Genomic DNA, 17,406 nt, shown 5'->3' on the forward strand with positions numbered 1-17,406 from the left:
CAGCCACTCCAGGCCACGGCCGGGCGATCAGCTCGTTGTGACCTCCAGAGACTCCAGGCCGCGGATGACGTAGCCGGGCTTCCAGACCGGCTCGCGGACCAGTTCCAGCTTCGGCGCCTTCTCCAGCAGGGCGCCGAAGGACTCCATGAGCTCGATCCTGGCCAACGGCGCCCCCAGGCAGAAGTGGATGCCGGCGCCGAAGGAGATGTGCGGGTTGTCGGCGCGGCCCACGTCCAGGCGGTCGGGGTCGGTGAAGACCTCGGGATCGCGGTTGGCGGAGCCGAACAGCAGCGCCACCTCCACGCCCTTCGGAATCGCCACGCCCTCCACCTCGATGTCCTCCAGCACCCAGCGTTCGAACATCTGCAGCGGCGTGTCCCAGCGCATCAGCTCCTCGATCGCCGTGGGGAGCAGGGAGCGGTCGGCGCGCAGCCGTTCCAGCTCGGCCGGGTTCCTGAACAGCGACCACCAGCCGTTGCCGGTGACGTTCACGGTGGCCTCGTGGCCGGCGTTGAGCAGCAGCACGCAGGTGCCGACCAGCTCGTCCTCGGTCAGCTCATCGATCTGGGCCAGCGCGCTGATCAGGTCCTCGCCGGGCTGCCGCTTCCGCTCGCGGGCCAGGACCTTCAGGTAGTCGGCGAACTCCGCCGCCGCGCGCACCGCCGTGTGCTGGGCCTGCGGCGAAGGGTTGAGCTCGTACATGAGGCAGATGTCGGCCGACCAGGGACGCAGCAGGTGCCGATCGGCGTCGGGGATGCCGAGCATCTCGGCGATCACCGTCACCGGCAGCGGCTCGGCCACCTCGGCGAGCAGGTCGCCGCCGCCCTCGGCGACGAAGGCGTCCACCAGCCCGCCCGCGATCTCCCGTACGCGCGGCCGCAGCGACTCGACCATCCGCGGGGTGAACGCCTTGGAGACCAGGCGGCGCAGCCGCGTGTGGACGGGCGGCTCCACATCGAGCATGCCCGCGTTGACCACCCGCCAGAACTGCTCCTGGAAGTCCGGCGGCGCCTCCTGCCCGAACTCCTCGTGCGCGGCGACGTGCAGGTACGACCGGCCGAGCCGGCGATCACGCAGCAGGGCGTTGACGTCGGCGTGCCGCGAGATCAGGTACTGGCCGGTCGGCTCGAAGAAGCTGACCGGCTCGGCACGTCTCAGCTCGGCGTAGACGTCATACGGATGGGCGACGAAATCCGGATTCCACGGGTCAAAGCGCACCGCTTCATCCTACGAGCTGGTGCCCTGGGCTTTCTCCTGGTCAGACTGCTTGGCGTGCCTGCTGCGCATCCTGATGTTGAGCAGCTCGACGATGACCGAGAAGGCCATCGCGAAGTAGATGTAGCCCTTGGAGATGTGCTGGCCGAAGCCCTCGGCGAGGAGCACCACGCCGATCAGCACCAGGAACGACAGGGCCAGCATCTTGATGCTCGGGTGCTTGTCGACGAAGCGGCTGATCGGGCCGGAGGCGAACAGCATGACCAGCACGGACACGATCACCGCCGCGACCATCACGCCCAGTTCGTCGACCATGCCGACCGCGGTGATGACCGAGTCGAGCGAGAAGACGATGTCCAGGATCATGATCTGGATGATCACCGAGGCGAACGAGGCGACCTTGCGCTGCTTGCCGTCCTCGCCCTTCAGCTCCATGCTGTGGCCGATCTCGGTGACGCTCTTGGCCAGCAGGAACAGGCCACCGAGGATGAGGATCAGATCTCGGCCGGATATGTCATGGCCGAAGACGTTGAACAAGGGCTCGGTCAGCCTGACCACCCACGAAAGGGCGAACAACAGGAGCAGACGGCTGATCAGTGCGGCGGCCAGACCGAGCACGCGGGCCCGGTCGCGCTGGTGCTCAGGGAGTTTCCCGGCGAGGATCGAGATGAAGATGATGTTGTCGATCCCCAGGACGATCTCCAGGGCGACCAGGGTGAAGAACCCGATCCAGATCTCCGGGCTGCTTACCCAGTCCCACATCGCCGCACCTCCGTTGTCGGGAACTATCTCCCGGTACCAACGACCTAACCCCCGCAGAAGTTCACGATCCTCCTTAGTAGTTCGGATATGTCGCTGACCTGGGATGACCCATCCGCTCAGGGTGATCAACGACGGGTCGCGGCGTTAACGACACCGAACACATCACCTCGTGCGGGTGAGGTGAGGGGTTGCCATTTATGGCCGGGTGTCGCTTATAGTGCTGCGTGTAGGTCATGAGTGCCAGCGACAAGCCCCGGCTAGCTGGCCGGCAACCCTCGCGTCCGCGGCGGGGTGCCCCGGGTGAAGACCTGGTCCGTCACGAGGTGTGGCGGGCAAGCGCGGGCTCCGTGGCGATTCCAGGGGTCCCGACGACCCAGGAGATTCGCCGTGTCCACGCTGACCATCTTCAGCTCCGTCCCCGCCCAGACCCAGTCGCAGCAGCCCCGGCAGGGCGAGGCCCGTGCCATCCCGGCCGTGCTCGGCGCCGACCTGGAAGTCCCGGTCAAGGGCGGCAAGCTGGTCGGTTACGCCAACCTCGACTACGCGGCCAGCGCCCCCTGTCTGGAGCCGGTCAGCGCCGCCGTCACCGCCGCGCTCCCGGCCTACTCCAGCGTGCACCGCGGCGCCGGCTACGCCTCCCAGCTCACCACCGCCCGCTACGAGCAGGCCCGCCACACCGTCCGCGCCTTCGCCGGCGCCCGCCCCGACGACGCGGTCATCTTCACCCGCAACACCACCGACGCCACGAACCTGCTGGCCGGCGTCCTGCCCGCGGGGACCACCACCGTGGTCTTCGACAGCGAGCACCACGCGTCACTGCTCCCCTGGGACAAGACGGTACGGCTGGCGCCGCCCGCCTTCCCCGGCGAAGCCGTCCGCCAGGCCGACGAGGCCCTCGCCGCCATCTCCGGCCCCAAGCTGCTCGTCGTCACCGCCGCCTCCAACGTCACCGGCGAACTGTGGCCCATCGCCGCCCTCGCCCACATCGCCCACCGGCACGGCGCCCGCATCCTGGTCGACGCCGCCCAGCTCGTCCCGCACCGCCAGCTCAACCTGACCGCCCTGGACCTGGACTACGTCGTCTTCTCCGGCCACAAGCTGTACGCGCCCTTCGGCGCCGGTGTGCTGATCGGGCGCCGTGACTGGCTGGCTGACGGCGAGCCGTACCTCAAGGGCGGCGGCGCGGTGAAGTCGGTCGGATCGGACGGGGAGTCCACCGAGTGGCACGACGACCCCGAGCCCCGGCACGAGGCCGGCACCCCGAACGTGATCGGCGCGATCGCGCTGGCCGCGGCGTGCGACGCGCTGAGCGCGACCGGCTGGGCGCCGCTGGTCATCGAGGAGGAGCGGCTGATCGGGCGGCTGCGCGACGGGCTCGCCACGATCGAGGGCGTGCGGGAGCTGTCGCTGTGGGGCCCCGACCACCCGCGCGTGGGCATCGTCTCCTTCGTCGTGGACGGCTACAGCGCGCGCGAGGTCGCCGAGGCGCTGTCCGGCGAGTACGGGATCGGCGTGCGCGACGGCAAATTCTGCGCACATCCCTTCGTCAGGCATCTGCTGGGCACCGCCGACGGTGGTTGTGAGGACGGCACGGCTTCGGCGGTGCGCGCCTCGATCGGCATCGGCACCACCGACGAGCACGTCGACCGGCTGATCACCGCGCTGCGGGACCTCGCCGCCCGTTAGGCGTCACTCAGGCGGGTTCTTCCTCGGCTGGTCGTCGGACATGAGCGCGTCGAGCGCCTTCATGTCGTCGTCGCTCAGGGCCGCGCCGCTGCTCGTGGCGGGCGGCGGCGTGGACTGACGCGGCACGTCGGCACGCGGCTCGGTCCCGTTGCTCGGAGCTTCGGTGGGCGGCGACTGTGTGCCGTTGCTCGGCGGGTCCGTGTCGGTGCGGGGCACTTCCCGTACCGTGCGGACATTGGTGGGCATGGTCGTGGTCGTCGTGGCGCTGCCGGTCGACTCCGGGAGCGTCTGGTCGGCCGCGCGCTTCCTCAGGAACGTTCGGACGATGCCGTCGACGCTGATCCGGCCGGCCCCGGCGGCCAGCAGGAGCAGGCAGGCGGCGCCCAGCGCGCCGACGAGCTCCCAGCCCATGTCGGTGACGAAGATGCCGTTCTTGCCGTGGACGAAGATGATCGCGCCCAGGCTGACGCACAGCAGGGCCAGCGCGGCCAGCCGGGTCAGCAGTCCGATGATCAGGAAACTGCCGCCCACGAGCTCGGCCATGGTCGTGAAACCGGCCGCGAGCTCGGGTTGGGGCACGCCGGACTGGGTGAACATCTGGGACGTCGGTCCCAGCCCGTTCTGCCATTTCTGCCACCCGTGGGCCACGAAGATCACGCCGATGGTCACCCGCGCGATCAGGGCAGCTAGGTCGAAAGCTAGCTTCATGGTGGTTTCTCCCCCCGTTGCGGTAATTGTCCCCCACCCCTCTGACCTGCGACTCCTCCCCATACCGTCTCTTGAACGGCCCGTTACGCCAGGGCGCGCCGTACAGAATGAAAGGACCGCACAGTAGATCGTGCGCGAGGCCGGTGGGAGCATGGGGAAATGACCGAGCGCATCATCGGGATCGGCGCAGGGGCGAAGGAACTGGCCACCGAGGACATGGTCCTCAACATCGGCCCCCAGCACCCCTCCACCCACGGCGTGCTCCGGCTGCGGCTCACGCTCGACGGCGAGCGGATCTCCAGCGCCGAGCCCATCATCGGCTACATGCACCGGGGCGCGGAGAAGCTGTTCGAGGTCCGCGACTACCGGCAGATCATCATGCTGGCCAACCGGCACGACTGGCTGTCCGGGTTCGCCAACGAGCTCGGCGTGGTGCTGGCCGCCGAGCGCATGCTGGGCATGGAAGTGCCGGTCAGGGCGGTGTGGGCGCGTACGTTGCTGGCCGAGCTCAACCGGGTGCTCAACCACCTGATGTTCCTCGGCTCCTACCCGCTGGAGCTGGGCGCGATCACGCCGCTCTTCTACGCCTTCGAGGAGCGCGAGCGCATCCAGGCCGTCATGGAGGAGATCTCCGGCGGGCGCATGCACTACATGTTCAACCGCGTCGGCGGGCTCAAGGAGGAGCTGCCGCTCGGCTGGCTGGACCGCGTGGCCGAGACGGTCGCGATGACCCGCCGCAAGGTCCCCGACATCGAGGGCCTCATCCTGCACAACGAGATCTTCCTGGCGCGCACCAAGGGCGTCGGCGTGCTCGACCGCGACACGATCATGCAGTACGGCGTGAGCGGCCCCATAGCCAGAGCCGCCGGTGTCGACTTCGACCTGCGCCGCGACCAGCCGTACCTTGCCTACTCCGAGCTGCCGGTCAAGGTCGTCACGCGGACCGCAGGCGACTCCTACGCCCGCTTCGAGGTCCTGCTGGAGCAGGTGAAGGTCTCCCTCGACCTGGCCGAGGCCTGCGTCGACAAACTGCGCTCACTGCCGCAAGGCCCGATCAACCAGCGCCTGCCCAAAGTGCTGAAGGTGCCCGAGGGCCACACCTACGCCTGGACGGAGAACCCGCTCGGCATCAACGGCTACTACCTGGTCTCCAAGGGAGACAAGACGCCGTGGCGGATGAAGCTGCGCTCCGCCTCCTTCAGCAACATCCAGGTGCTGCGCGAGATCCTGCCGGGGCACCTGGTGGCCGACATGGTGGCGATCTTGGGATCCATGTTCTTCGTCGTGGGTGACATCGACAAGTGAAACGCGATAAATACGTCGACTGGCTGCGCGCACTGAGCCTGATCGTCGTCGTGGTGTGGCATTGGGCGTTCACCATCCTGCAGTGGACGCCGGACGGACCCTCGCCGACCAGCCCGCTCGGCTTCACCACCGGCCTGTGGATCCTCACCTGGCTGCTGCAGGTGCTCCCGCTGTTCTTCTACGTTGGCGGGCACGTGCACCTGCTGTCCTGGAACCGGGCCTGCGAGCGCGGCGTCGGCATCGGCGCCTTCGTGTGGCGGCGGCTACGGGCCCTGGCACTGCCCGCGCTCGGCCTGTCGGCCGCCTGGATCGCCATCGGAACCGTCGCCACCACCGTGTTCGACGCCCCGCCCTGGACCTGGCGGGTCGTGCTGCTGGTCCTCAGCCCGCTGTGGTTCATGGGCGTCTACCTGGTGCTCATCGCACTGCTGCCGGTCGCGCTGTGGATGCACCGGCGCTATGACGTGCTCGCCCTCATCTGGCTGGGCGGCGCGGCGCTGGTCGTGGACGTGCTCCGGTTCCGCTACCACCTGGAGTGGGCCGGCTGGTTCAACATGATCATCGTGTGGGGGCTGGCGCACCAGGCCGGCTTCTTCTACGACCGCGTGGTCGCACTCCCCCGCCGCTACGACATCGGCGTGCTCTGGACCGGCCTGTTCATGCTGATCGGCCTGGTCTACTCCGGTATCTACCCGGGCTCGATGGTCGGCGTACCCGGTGAGAAGTGGTCCAACATGGCGCCGCCGACCTTCGTCATCGTCGCCCTGCTCATCTTCCAGATCGGCCTGGTCGAGGTGCTGCGCCCGGCCATGGAGCGGGTGCTGGAGAAGCCCGGATGGAAGCGGGTCAACGACACCATCAACCGGTTCGCGCTGCCGCTGTTCCTGTTCCACACCACCGGGATGGCGATCGCGCTGGGGCTCGGCTGGTGGTTGTTCGGCACGCTCGGCGGCACCATCCCGCCGGACTTCACGTGGTGGCTGGAACGCCCCCTCGCCATCCTCGGCCCCCTGATCTGCACCCTCCCGGTCATCTACCTCTTCGGCCGCAACCGCCGCAGCGTTGAACAAGTGCCTGACAAGCGTTGAACGGCACCGTAACCTGGAGCCATGACGAACATCGGCTTCCGGGCGACGCCGGACGACGAGCGGATCATCAAAAGCGCGATGCACGAGGGTGAGAACACCACGGACGTCATCCGGCGGGCACTGCGCCTGCTGGATCGACAAGCATGGCTGGAGCAGGCCCGCGCCGACGCCGCGCGACTGGCCGACGAGGACCTCTCCACGGAACCGGACGCATGGTGATCAGAGGCGCGGTCTACCGCGTTGACCTGGGCGAGGCCAAACGCGGCCACGAGCAGCGCGGCAAGCGCTACGGACTGGTGGTGAGCCCCAGCGACATGGCCTGGAGCGTGGTGACCGTCATTCCGACGTCGACCAGCGCACAGCCCTCCCTCTATCGACCCGAGATCGACCTGCTCGGCACCCCTACACGTTTCCTGGTGGACCAGATTCGCACCATCGACACCGACTACATCCGCGGTGAAGCCGTCTACTACCTTGGTGGGGACGAGTTGGCCGCCGTCGAAAGCGCGCTCACCCGCTACCTTGAGCTCTGACGCTCGGCTTCTGGGTCCTTGGGGATGCGGCAGGAGTGTTCGAGGAAGAGGGCGGCGCCGATCAGGACGACGAAGGCCAGGAACGAGCCCGTGGCGACGAAGAACTCGGCCCGGGGCGTCGACCTGGTCAGCATCGACATGGTGTGCAGCGAGAACCCGGCGAAGATCCCGGCGAACACCGCCCCCACGTACGCCGAAGCCTTGGCCAGCGCGGCCAGACGGGCCACCGCCAGGGGTTCCACCGGCTTGGTGCCCGGCCTGCGGGCGATGCGCGCCCGCGTCATCCACGCGCTGTAAGCCTCTCCGACGGCCAGCAGCAGCACGGTCGGAATCGCGGTCCATGGAATCACCGGCAGGTCGGAGTAGACCTGCCGCACCAGAATCCACGTGAGCAGGGCCAGCACGACGACGATCCCGACGAGCACGCCGGGTTTGGTGGGTCTCAAGCCGGCCCCTGCAGCTTCAGGTCCTCGCGCAGCCACACCCCGGTCCGGTCGAGCCCGGCGAGCAGGTCGGCCACCCGCCCCCGCCCGGGAATCTGACCGTCGGGATCCACCTGTGCCCACGGCACCAGCACGAACGCCCGCTCGTGCGCCCGAGGATGCGGCAGCGTCAGCTCGGGGTCGTCGCTGATCACCGCTCCGACGACGAGCAGGTCCACGTCGAGCGTGCGGGCGCCCCACCGCTCCGCCCGTACCCGGCCGAAGGCGTTCTCCACGCTCTGCGCCCGGTCGAGCAGCATCTGTGGCTGCAACTTCGCCTCCGCGATGATCACCGCGTTCAGGTACGGCTTCTGCCCCTCCGGCCCACCCACCGGGTCCGTCTCGTACACCGGCGAGGCCGCGACGAACTCCAGCCCCGGCGCGTCGAACAGCGTGTCGACCGCGCCCTGCAACGTCTGGAAACGCTGCCCGAGATTGCTGCCCAGCGCGAGAACCACTTTCATAGCCGGCTCCGTTCGATCGTGACCACGACGTCGTCGAAGGGCAGCGGGATCGGCGCCGCCGGCTTGTGCACGCTCACCTCGGCCCGCTCCACCAGCTCAGAGGCCAGGCAGACGTCGGCCAGCCGCTGGGCCAGCGTCTCGATCAGCTCGACCGGCTCGCCCTCGACGACCTTGACCAGCGCCTCGGCCAGTTCACCGTAGTGAACGGTGAGCGTGAGGTCGTCGCCGGCCGCCGCCGGGGCGGTGTCGAGGAACAGCGTCACGTCGAGCACGAACTCCTGGCCCAGCTCGCGCTCGGCGGCCAGCACCCCGTGGCGGCCACGGGCGCGCAGGCCTTTCAGCGTGATGCGGTCAGCGGTCAAGCTCGCCCTCTTCCTCATCGTCCTCGCCCTGCAGCACCGGTGAGCCGTGGTGCATCCACAACCGCCAGCCCTGCGGCGTGCGGATGTAGACGTTGCTCGCCACGACCTTCCCGGCGGCGAAGCTGGCCTCGCCCTCCTCGCCGGCGGTAAGAATGTTCTCCACGCAGGTCAGGACCGCCACGTCACCCAGCACGACCGTGCTCACGTCGGTGAGCACGAACTGGATGTAGGTGGTGTTCGCCATGATCAACGCCCAGGACCGCAGCACCTCGGAGCGCCCGGCCAGCAGCGACCAGCCAGGATGAACACAGCTCACCTGATCGCTGATCGTGTCCTCGGCCCAGATCTCGGTCATCTTGTCGAGATCGGCGTTCTCTATGGCGGTATAGAAGGCCTGGTTGACCGTCTCGATGGCCGCGGTGTCGACGCTCATCCTTCGGCTCTCTTCCATGCGGCGGCCACACGCACGGCGTCCGCGTTGGGCCCTACCTCGTGCACCCGCACGCACCACGCGCCCGCCCGCGCGGCCAGCGCCGTCACCGCCAGAGTGGCGTGGTCGCTCCTGCTGAACGGACGCGGCGTGCCGTCGGCGTCGGCCAGCAGCCGCCCGAGGAACCGTTTGCGCGACGCCCCGACCAGCAGCGGGAACCCCAGCTCGGCCAGCCGTTCGATGCCGGCCAGTACCGCCCAGTTGTGCTCGGCGTTCTTCGCGAACCCCAGCCCCGGATCCAGCACCACCTGCTCCGCAGAAACACCCTCGGCCAGCACGTAGTCGACCCGCTTGGCCAGCTCTTCACCCACCTCGGTGACCACGTCCTCGTAGACGGCCCGATTGTCCATGTCGTGCGAGTGCCCACGCCAGTGCATGACCACGTACGGCACGCCGGTGGCGGCCACGACCTGCGGCATGTCCGGATCGGCCAGCCCGCCGCTGACGTCGTTGACCAGCCGCGCCCCGGCTTCGACGGCCGCCTTGGCGACCTCGGCTCGCATCGTGTCCACACTGACCGCGACACCCTCACCGGCCAGCGCCCGGATCACCGGAACCACCCTGGCCAGCTCTTCATCCAACGCCACCCGCGCCGCACCCGGCCGCGTGGACTCCCCACCCACGTCGACGATGTCGGCGCCCTCGGCCACGAGCTCAAGCCCATGCCGGATCGCCGCCGCCTCGTCGAACCACAACCCGCCGTCGGAGAAGGAGTCGGGCGTGACGTTGACCACACCCATGACGAGGCACCGATCCTCGGCAGGCAGTCCCGGCACCCTCATCATGCCCCCAAGCCTAGGCGGTGGTGGTTCGCTCTCGATGTCGTGGGTGGCACTTTCCCCGCCGCTCCCAACTCTGTCTTTATCGCCGTGTCACCGGATTACGTGTGTATCCGACAAAGCGCAGCCAGCGTAACGCCCCCGCCCGCATCCAGCATGGGAGCGGGGAGGAACTCCCGAGGCGCCGGTGCGGCGGGATGGGGCACGGGCGAGGTCGGCGCCGATGTGCGGTGGCCGGGGTGGGGTCGCGTGCCCGGCCAGCCGGGCGGTCGTAACGGCGGGACACCCCTGAGGTGGACGACCGTTTCCCTGGAAGGGCGGGAAGGGGTGCGGCGGGTGGGGTGCCGTGGGCTTGCCGTAACACTGAGGCGTGGTTTGACTCAGCGGCCGATGATCAGGCTCATCGCCTCGGCGCGGGTTTTGTCGCTGGTGCGGAAGTCGCCGCGGACCGCGCTCGTGAGGGTTTTGGCGCCGGGCTTGCGGACGCCGCGCATCGTCATGCACAGGTGCTCGGCCTCGATGACCACGATGACGCCGCGCGGCTCGAGTACGCGCATCATGGCGTCGGCGATCTGGGAGGTCATGCGTTCCTGGACCTGCGGGCGGCGGGCGTAGACGTCGACCAGGCGGGCCAGCTTGGACAGGCCGGTGACCTGGCCCTTCTCGTTGGGGATGTAGCCGACGTGGGCCACGCCGTGAAAGGGGACGAGGTGGTGTTCGCAGGTGGAGTAGACCTCGATGTCGCGCACCAGGATCATCTCGTCGTGGTCGACGTCGAAGACCTTGGTGAGGACGTCCTCCGGCTGCTGGCGCAGGCCGGAGAACTGCTCCGCGTACGCCCGGGCGACCCGAGAGGGGGTATCGAGGAGGCCGTCACGGTCGGGGTCCTCACCGATGGCGATGAGGATCTCCCGGACGGCCTTCTCGATCCGTGGTTGATCTACGTTCACGCACTGTCCCCGGACGGCAGGGCGTCTTGGTGCCCCGCGGTGAGCGAGCCGTTGGCCGACTGCTCCTTCGGCGTCAGGATGGGCGGCAGGTCGGACGGGAGCCGCTTGCCGTAGCCCGCGTAGGACGGGCGGTGCTCCCTGACGACCACGGACGAGAAGATCTCCACCACCTGCTGGCGGGAGAGGGTCTCCTTCTCCATGAGTTCGAGCACCAGGTTGTCGAGCACCTCGCGGTATTCGACCAGGATGTCCCACGCTTGGTCGTGCGCCGTCTCGATCATCCGGCGGACTTCCTCGTCGATCGTGGATGCGATCTTCTCGGAGTAGTCGCGCTCGTGGCCCATCTCGCGGCCCAGGAACACCTCGGCCTGACCGCTGCCGAACTTGCGGGCCCCGAGCTGCTCGCTCATGCCGTACTCGGTGACCATGCGGCGGGCCACGGCGGTGGCCTTCTCGATGTCGTTGGAGGCGCCGGTGGTGGGCTCGTGGAAGACGAGCTCCTCCGCCGCGCGGCCGCCGAGCAGCATCGCGAGCTGGTCCATCATCTCCGAGCGGGTGGCGAGGAACTTGTCCTCCATCGGCAGCGTCATCGTGTAGCCGAGCGCACGGCCGCGGGAAAGGATCGTGATCTTGTGCACCGGGTCGCTGTTGGGCAACGCGTGCGCCACGAGCGCGTGACCGCCCTCGTGGTAGGCGATCATCTTCTTCTCCTTGTCGGACATGACCCGCGTCTTGCGCTCGGGTCCTGCCATGACGCGGTCGATGGCCTCCTCAAGGGTGTCCATCGAGATCAGCTTCTGGTCGGCGCGCGCGGTGAGCAGCGCCGCCTCGTTGATCACGTTCGCGAGGTCCGCACCGGTGAATCCGGGGGTACGGCGGGCGATGACGTCCAGGTCGACCTCCGGCGCGAACGGCTTGCCGCGGCCGTGGACCTTGAGGATGCCCTTGCGGCCCTCCAGGTCGGGACGGTCGACGGTGACCTGCCGGTCGAAACGGCCGGGGCGCAGGAGCGCCGGGTCGAGGATGTCGGGCCGGTTCGTCGCGGCGATGAGGATCACGCCGCCCTTGACGTCGAAGCCGTCCATCTCGACGAGCAGCTGGTTGAGCGTCTGCTCGCGCTCGTCGTGACCGCCGCCCAGACCGGCGCCGCGGTGGCGGCCGACGGCGTCGATCTCGTCGATGAAGATGATCGCCGGGGCGTTGGCCTTCGCCTGCTCGAACAGGTCACGCACGCGGGAGGCGCCGACGCCGACGAACATCTCGACGAAGTCGGAACCGGAGATCGAGTAGAAGGGCACTCCGGCCTCACCGGCCACCGCGCGGGCCAGCAGGGTCTTGCCGGTGCCGGGCGGGCCGTACAGGAGCACGCCCTTCGGGATCTTCGCGCCGATCGCCTGGAACTTGGCCGGGGCCTGCAGGAACTCCTTGATCTCCTGGAGTTCCTCGATGGCCTCGTCGGCGCCAGCGACGTCGGCGAACGTCGTCTTGGGAGTGTCCTTGGTGATCAGCTTGGCCTTCGACTTGCCGAAGCTCATCACCCGGGAGCCGCCGCCCTGCATCTGGTTCATGATGAACAGGAAGATCAGCACGATGATGACGATCGGCAGGAAGCTCACCAGCAGGCCGACGAGGAAGTTCTCCTGCGGCACCTCGGTGGTGAAGCTCTTGGTCTTTCCGGCGCCCACCTGCTTGTTGAGCTCTTCGGTAAGCGTCGGGCCGTAGCCGGTGACCCAGTCAGACTGGATCATGTTGGTCGGGGCGTCGCCCGACTTGACGGTGATCTTGTTGTGGAGGGTCAGCTCGATCCGCTGGTCTTTGTCAACAATCTTCGCGTTGCTGACGTTGCCGGTGCGGATCTGCTCGAGGACCGTGGACGTGTCGGCCTGCTTGAAGTTGCCACCGCCGCTCCACAGCTGGGTGACGAGCAGGAGCAGCACGACGATGCCCAGGATCCACAGCAGTGGCCCACGTGTAAATCGCTTGAGATCCATCCGATGCGGAACCCCTTGCGGGCCCGTCCCTTCCTGACCATGGCCTGGAAACCCCGGGCAGAGCCCGGGGCCGCGGCATCCGACACCGCGACTACTGACTACCCGAAGGGGACCACGTGGTCACCCTCCCGTCGTCAGAAGGTACACCGGACAACGCGCGGTGGCACCGCCCGCTAGACCGGCCTTGCCCTACCAACGTACGTCAGGTAGAGCGATGTTCCCGGTCCCTGCGTGCAATGTCGGAAATGCCGCACAGACAGTTACGTGTAGACATGCGGAGCCAACGTGCCGATGAACGGCAGGTTGCGGTATTTCTCCGCGTAGTCCAGCCCGTAGCCGATGACGAACTCGTTCGGGATGTCGAAACCGACATACTTCACATCAATCGGCACCTTCACCGCGTCCGGCTTCCGCAGTGCGGCGCAGATCTCCAGCGAGGCCGGGTTGCGCGATTTCAGGTTCTCCAGCAGCCAGTGGAGGGTCAGGCCGGAGTCGATGATGTCCTCGACGATCAGCACGTGGCGGCCCATGATGTCGTTGTCCAGGTCCTTCAGCACCCGGACCACACCCGACGACTTGGTGCCGGCGCCGTAGGAGGACACCGCCATCCAGTCCATCTGCACCGAGGTGTGCAAGGCCCTGGCCAGGTCGGCCATGACCATGACCGCCCCTTTCAGCACGCCCACGAGCAGCAGCTCCTGGCCCGCGTAGTCTTCGTCGATCCGGCCGGCAAGCTCTTTGATCTTCGCCTGGAGCTCGTCCTCGGGTATGAGGACCTTCTCGAGGTCGTGGCCCATGTCGGCAGCGTCCACCTGCGAGTTCCTTACGGGATGGGACTGATGGCGAGTATCAGCGTCCCATACCGCCGCACGGCGGTCAGACCCCCGGGCAGGTCAACCCCCTTCTGCCCCCGCCACTCGGTGACCAGCCGCTCGACAGCGTGCACATGAACGGCCGACAGGGCCCCAGAAGGCACCCCCGCGTCGATCGCCGCCCGTTTGATCACCCGCCGCCGGACCGCGCCAGGAAGATCCTCCAGCGCCGGTACGGCCAGCGTCACCTTCCCCGGGATATCGCTTAGAGCGCAATCCGCAAACGCCCTTTCCGCCCACTCCTGGAGCGCGTCGGCATCATCCCGGGCCAGCTTGGCCGTCCGCGCCAACGCCTGAGCCACTCCGGGGCCCAGCTCTCCCTCCAGCACCGGCAGCACCGCCTTGCGCACCCGTACCCGGGTGAACCGGTGTTCGTCGTTGTGCGGGTCCTCCCAAGGCTCCAGCCCCAGTTGCCGGCAGGCGGCCACCGTCGTGCTCCGCCCCAACTCCAGGAACGGCCGCCGATAGATCCCCTGAACCTTCGCCATCCCCGACAACGACCGCAGGCCGCTTCCCCGCGCCAGGCCCAGTAGTACTGTCTCGGCCTGGTCGTCCATCGTGTGACCAAGCAGGACCGCCACGGCGCCCAGCCTTGTCGCCGCGTCCTTGAGAGCCGTGTAGCGAGCGTCTCTCGCCGCCGCCTCCGGGCCGCCTTTGGTTCCCACCTTTACCGGCAGCACCTCTGCCGGTTCGAGGTCCAGCGGGAGCGCGGCCACCTTGGCTGCCCGATCTTCTGAGCCCGCTTGCAGGCCGTGATCGACCGTCACCAGGCCTGCCCGGAGGCCCATTCGGGGTGCTGCGAAGGCCAGGGCCGCGGCCAGGGCCAGGGAGTCGGCGCCGCCGCTGCACGCGGCCAGCACCAGGTCGCCCTGGGGGAGGTCGCCCAGGGCTTCTCTGACAGCTCGCCTAACGTCGGCTACGGCGGGATGCGGCCCCATGCCGCCCATTGTCCCCGCCCTGCTTACAGGCACCGCCCATCCACGCCGGATCTCCAGCTGGCCATCGGGTGACCACCGGCACCTAACCGGGGCTCACGACGACTCGGCCTGCGTGCACCCAACCGGCCCAGCGCGCCTCTGTGGCCGGCGGCGTGCCGACCACCCAGCCGGGCAACGGGTGGGACGCCCAGAAGGCAGCCCGAGCGCAGCGAGGACCCACAGGAGTCGAGCTTCAGCTCGACTGGCTGGGCGCGCGAGGCTCCTTGCCTTTAGGACTCCAGAGCTGGTTGGCCGATTACGCGGGCGATCCAGGCGTCGGGGTCGGCTATTTCGGCGATGGTGGGCAACGTCTCCGGGGAGGTCCATACCTTGTTGAAGCCGTCCATCTCCACCTTGCCCACCACGTGGCGGACGAAGGCCGAGCCCTCCGCGTACTGCTTCATCTTCAGTTCGATGCCCAGCAGCCGCCGTACCGTCTTGTCCAGCTTGGACGTGCTCTCCCTGCGGGAGGCGAACTTGGCCCTGATGTCGGCCACCGACGGGACCACCGACGGCCCTACCGCGTCCATCACGTAGTCCCCGTGGCCCTCTACCAGGGTCATCACCGCGGTGAGGCGGTCGAGGATCTCCTTCTGGGCCGGTGACTGGATGGCGTCGATCAGGCTGCCGTCTCCGCCGCGTACCACGTCGGCGACCGTGTCGGCCGCGGTGCGCAGCCGTTCGAGGATCGTCGGGAGGTCCAGGTCGGACGCGAGCAGGAACTCGGTCATCTGCGACCGCACGTATTCCCGCAGCCACGGTACGCCCGTGAACTGCACGCGGTGCGTCTCCTCGTGCAGGCAGACCCAGAGGCGGAAGTCGCGCGGGTGCACGTTCATCTCGCGTTCGGCGTGCACGATGTTGGGCGCGACCAGCGTCAGCCGGCCCGCGGCCTCCTGGCCGGTCGGGTCCGGGGGGAGGAACAGTTCGTACTGGCCGAGTACGCGCGAGGCCAGGAACGCCAGCACGGCGCCGACCTCGACCCCGGTGATGCGTGAGCCGACGGCCGTCACGATGGCGGGCGGCGGGTTGTCGCTGTTGCCCATCCGCTCGGTCAGCGGCTCCAGCACGACGCGGAAGCCTTCGACGTTTGCCCTGATCCAGCCGGGCCGGTCGACGATGGTCGCCGGTTGCGGGGGCGTCTCGGTGTGGATTTTGGTGAAGTCACGCACGTGGCCCTCGGCCTCGCGGGAGAGAGTGCGTAGCTCTGTGACCGCCTGCCTGGCCTCCTCCCGGCTAACCTGCGGCCCGGGGCGCACCAGGCGCGTGCCGGTCGATACGGCCAGTTCCCAGTCGATCACCTGCATGCCTCCACCGTACGTGGTCGGAGGCCGACCCGCGACGGCATGGCGTCAGGATCGGGCGACGATGGCGGCGAGCCGGTCCAGAACGGGTTCGGCCGAGAGGGGAACCTGGTCGGCCAGGAAGGCGAAGGTGACGAGCCGTCCGTCCTTGGTGGTGGCGAGGCCGGCGAGCGTGTTGACGTTGTTGAGCGTGCCGGTTTTGGCGCGGACGAGTCCGGCCTGGCCCTTGCTGTCGGAGCCGGAGAAACGCCGCCCGTTGCCGAGCGTGCCGGTGAACCCGGCGATCGGCATGCCGGAGGTGACCGCGTGGAGTTCGGGGTGCTTGGGCGAGCCGGCCAGTGCCACGAGCCTGGCCAGGCCGTCGGCGCTGATGCGGTTTTTGGTGGACAGGCCGCTGCCGTCGAACACCTGGATGCCGCGCGAGGCTCCCAGTCTCTTGAGGACGGCCAGCACCGCCTTGCTCCCGCCGTCGAACGACGCCGGTTGCCCTTCCTTCAGCGCGATCTGCCTGGCCAGCGCCTCGGACAGGTCGTTGTCGCTGAAGGTGAGCGCGTGCTCGACCAGCGCGTAGACGGGCGGGGAGTCGACCTTGCCGAGTTCCGCTGCGCCCTGACCGGCCTTGGCGGGGGCGATGCTCTTCGACACGGCGATGCCGTACCGGGAAAGGAGCTTGGCGAAGGCGGCGGCGGCGAACTGCGGCGGGTTGGCGACGCGGGGCTGGGAGCGCGCCGGGTTCTGCCGGCCTTCGTCGATGGCCAGCGCGTAGACGGGCGCGACGTTGCCGTCGGGGATGTAGCTGGGCTTCCAGCCGGGCCCGATGGGTGAGCCGGTGTAGAGGGAGGCGTCGTAGCCGAGCGTGACCTTCTTGACGCCCTGCTCCTTCAGCTTGGCCGCGGTGCGGGCGGCGAGCACGGCCAGGGAGGCGGGCTTCGGGTAGGTGGTGGGCTTGGCCGCCGGGCCGGACAGCATGGGGTCGCCGCCGCCGACGAGGACGATCGAGCTGGACGTCCTGCCCTGGACGACGCGGGTGGACAGGCGGGTGTCCGGGCCGAGCGAGGCCAGGGCGGCGGCCGAGGTGACGATCTTGGTGGTGGAGGCGGGGACGATGCCGGTGTCGGCGTTGGCGGCGAAGATGCGCTGGCCGGTCGTCGCGTCCAGAACGACGGCGCCGACACGGTTCCCCAGTGCTTTGTCACCCAGCGCATCGGTGAGCTGTTGCGTCAAAGTACCCTTAGTCGGGAGAGGTCCGTCTCCACCCGAGGCCAGCACTGGTCCAGCGGTGATCACCGGGACGGAAGGAGACGCGGTCGGCTGATCGGCTGGGTGCGGGGCCTGCCTCGTCAGGGCGGCCAGGCTGAAGTCGTTCCGCACCGCGTAGACGCCGGTGGCGATCGTCGTGGCCTGGAGCAGGACGAGAGTGGCCACCGCCACCCAACGC

19 protein-coding genes and 1 riboswitch are annotated in these 17,406 nt (G+C 68.5%); of the genes, 5 read left to right on the forward strand and 14 right to left on the reverse strand.

Annotation, left to right across the window (positions count from 1 at the left end; genetic code table 11):
* Positions 1 to 27: 27 nt before the first annotated feature.
* Both HNR40_RS41130 and HNR40_RS41135 read right to left on the reverse strand, forming a co-directional pair.
* Complete coding sequence (locus tag HNR40_RS41130) at positions 28 to 1,218, reverse strand: cytochrome P450 (RefSeq protein ID WP_184971370.1); 1,191 nt, start codon at positions 1,216 to 1,218, stop codon at positions 28 to 30.
* Between the two features lie 9 nt (positions 1,219 to 1,227).
* A complete protein-coding gene (locus HNR40_RS41135) occupies positions 1,228 to 1,977 on the reverse strand; it encodes a TerC family protein (RefSeq protein ID WP_184971372.1) in 750 nt (249 codons plus the stop codon).
* A gap of 229 nt (positions 1,978 to 2,206) precedes the next feature.
* A riboswitch (SAM riboswitch) is annotated at positions 2,207 to 2,322 on the forward strand.
* A gap of 42 nt (positions 2,323 to 2,364) precedes the next feature.
* Here HNR40_RS41135 and HNR40_RS41140 point away from each other — a divergent pair.
* Positions 2,365 to 3,663 carry an aminotransferase class V-fold PLP-dependent enzyme gene (locus HNR40_RS41140; RefSeq protein WP_376773575.1) on the forward strand — a complete coding sequence of 433 codons (1,299 nt, stop codon included), beginning with the start codon at positions 2,365 to 2,367 and terminating at the stop codon, positions 3,661 to 3,663.
* Between the two features lie 3 nt (positions 3,664 to 3,666).
* Here the strand turns inward: HNR40_RS41140 and HNR40_RS41145 are convergent, their stop codons facing one another.
* Positions 3,667 to 4,371, reverse strand: a complete 705-nt coding sequence (locus HNR40_RS41145) for a DoxX family protein (protein ID WP_184971374.1) — start codon at positions 4,369 to 4,371, stop codon at positions 3,667 to 3,669.
* A 159-nt stretch (positions 4,372 to 4,530) separates the two neighbouring features.
* On the opposite strand from HNR40_RS41145, the gene HNR40_RS41150 reads away from it, so the two are divergent.
* The 4 genes from HNR40_RS41150 to HNR40_RS41165 are packed head-to-tail and all read left to right on the forward strand — an operon-like array spanning position 4,531 to position 7,297.
* Positions 4,531 to 5,676: an NADH-quinone oxidoreductase subunit D gene (locus HNR40_RS41150; RefSeq protein WP_184971376.1), complete on the forward strand. Its 1,146-nt coding sequence runs from the start codon at positions 4,531 to 4,533 to the stop codon at positions 5,674 to 5,676.
* Positions 5,673 to 6,764, forward strand: coding sequence for an acyltransferase family protein (locus tag HNR40_RS41155; protein ID WP_184971378.1), 1,092 nt, complete (start codon positions 5,673 to 5,675; stop codon positions 6,762 to 6,764). Before HNR40_RS41150 ends, HNR40_RS41155 begins: the two co-directional genes overlap by 4 nt.
* 21 nt (positions 6,765 to 6,785) lie before the next feature.
* Positions 6,786 to 6,983, forward strand: a complete 198-nt coding sequence (locus tag HNR40_RS41160; protein WP_184971380.1) for a hypothetical protein — start codon at positions 6,786 to 6,788, stop codon at positions 6,981 to 6,983.
* Positions 6,977 to 7,297 (forward strand): type II toxin-antitoxin system PemK/MazF family toxin, encoded by a 321-nt coding sequence (locus HNR40_RS41165; protein WP_221341441.1) that lies wholly within the window; start codon positions 6,977 to 6,979, stop codon positions 7,295 to 7,297. The genes HNR40_RS41160 and HNR40_RS41165 overlap by 7 nt, the downstream gene beginning before the upstream one ends.
* Here HNR40_RS41165 and HNR40_RS41170 read toward each other — a convergent pair.
* The 11 genes from HNR40_RS41170 to dacB form a co-directional block, all read right to left on the reverse strand.
* Positions 7,282 to 7,743, reverse strand: a complete 462-nt coding sequence (locus HNR40_RS41170) for a DUF3180 domain-containing protein (protein WP_184971383.1) — start codon at positions 7,741 to 7,743, stop codon at positions 7,282 to 7,284. The two genes, HNR40_RS41165 and HNR40_RS41170, sit on opposite strands and share 16 nt — an antisense overlap.
* Positions 7,740 to 8,243, reverse strand: coding sequence for a 2-amino-4-hydroxy-6-hydroxymethyldihydropteridine diphosphokinase (gene folK, locus HNR40_RS41175; RefSeq protein WP_184971384.1), 504 nt, complete (start codon positions 8,241 to 8,243; stop codon positions 7,740 to 7,742). Before folK ends, HNR40_RS41170 begins: the two co-directional genes overlap by 4 nt.
* Positions 8,240 to 8,605, reverse strand: a complete 366-nt coding sequence (folB, locus tag HNR40_RS41180; RefSeq protein ID WP_246510102.1) for a dihydroneopterin aldolase — start codon at positions 8,603 to 8,605, stop codon at positions 8,240 to 8,242. Before folB ends, folK begins: the two co-directional genes overlap by 4 nt.
* Complete coding sequence (locus tag HNR40_RS41185; protein ID WP_184971388.1) at positions 8,595 to 9,038, reverse strand: nuclear transport factor 2 family protein; 444 nt, start codon at positions 9,036 to 9,038, stop codon at positions 8,595 to 8,597. The genes folB and HNR40_RS41185 overlap by 11 nt, the downstream gene beginning before the upstream one ends.
* Positions 9,035 to 9,880: a dihydropteroate synthase gene (gene folP, locus HNR40_RS41190; RefSeq protein WP_446685795.1), complete on the reverse strand. Its 846-nt coding sequence runs from the start codon at positions 9,878 to 9,880 to the stop codon at positions 9,035 to 9,037. The genes HNR40_RS41185 and folP overlap by 4 nt, the downstream gene beginning before the upstream one ends.
* 374 nt (positions 9,881 to 10,254) lie before the next feature.
* Positions 10,255 to 10,824, reverse strand: coding sequence for a GTP cyclohydrolase I FolE (folE, locus tag HNR40_RS41195; protein WP_184971390.1), 570 nt, complete (start codon positions 10,822 to 10,824; stop codon positions 10,255 to 10,257).
* A complete protein-coding gene (ftsH, locus tag HNR40_RS41200) occupies positions 10,821 to 12,815 on the reverse strand; it encodes an ATP-dependent zinc metalloprotease FtsH (protein WP_184971392.1) in 1,995 nt (664 codons plus the stop codon). The genes folE and ftsH overlap by 4 nt, the downstream gene beginning before the upstream one ends.
* Positions 12,816 to 13,075: 260 nt before the next feature.
* Entirely contained in the window at positions 13,076 to 13,627 is a 552-nt protein-coding gene (gene hpt, locus HNR40_RS41205) for a hypoxanthine phosphoribosyltransferase (protein ID WP_312896704.1), read from the reverse strand.
* An 11-nt stretch (positions 13,628 to 13,638) separates the two neighbouring features.
* Complete coding sequence (tilS, locus tag HNR40_RS41210) at positions 13,639 to 14,625, reverse strand: tRNA lysidine(34) synthetase TilS (RefSeq protein WP_184971394.1); 987 nt, start codon at positions 14,623 to 14,625, stop codon at positions 13,639 to 13,641.
* A 269-nt stretch (positions 14,626 to 14,894) separates the two neighbouring features.
* Positions 14,895 to 15,971 (reverse strand): Rv3626c family coenzyme F420 biosynthesis-associated protein, encoded by a 1,077-nt coding sequence (locus HNR40_RS41215; RefSeq protein ID WP_184971396.1) that lies wholly within the window; start codon positions 15,969 to 15,971, stop codon positions 14,895 to 14,897.
* A 45-nt stretch (positions 15,972 to 16,016) separates the two neighbouring features.
* Positions 16,017 to 17,393, reverse strand: coding sequence for a D-alanyl-D-alanine carboxypeptidase/D-alanyl-D-alanine endopeptidase (gene dacB / locus HNR40_RS41220; RefSeq protein ID WP_312896705.1), 1,377 nt, complete (start codon positions 17,391 to 17,393; stop codon positions 16,017 to 16,019).
* Positions 17,394 to 17,406: the final 13 nt, after the last annotated feature.

Source organism: Nonomuraea endophytica (genome assembly GCF_014203235.1).
GTDB lineage: Bacteria > Actinomycetota > Actinomycetes > Streptosporangiales > Streptosporangiaceae > Nonomuraea > Nonomuraea endophytica.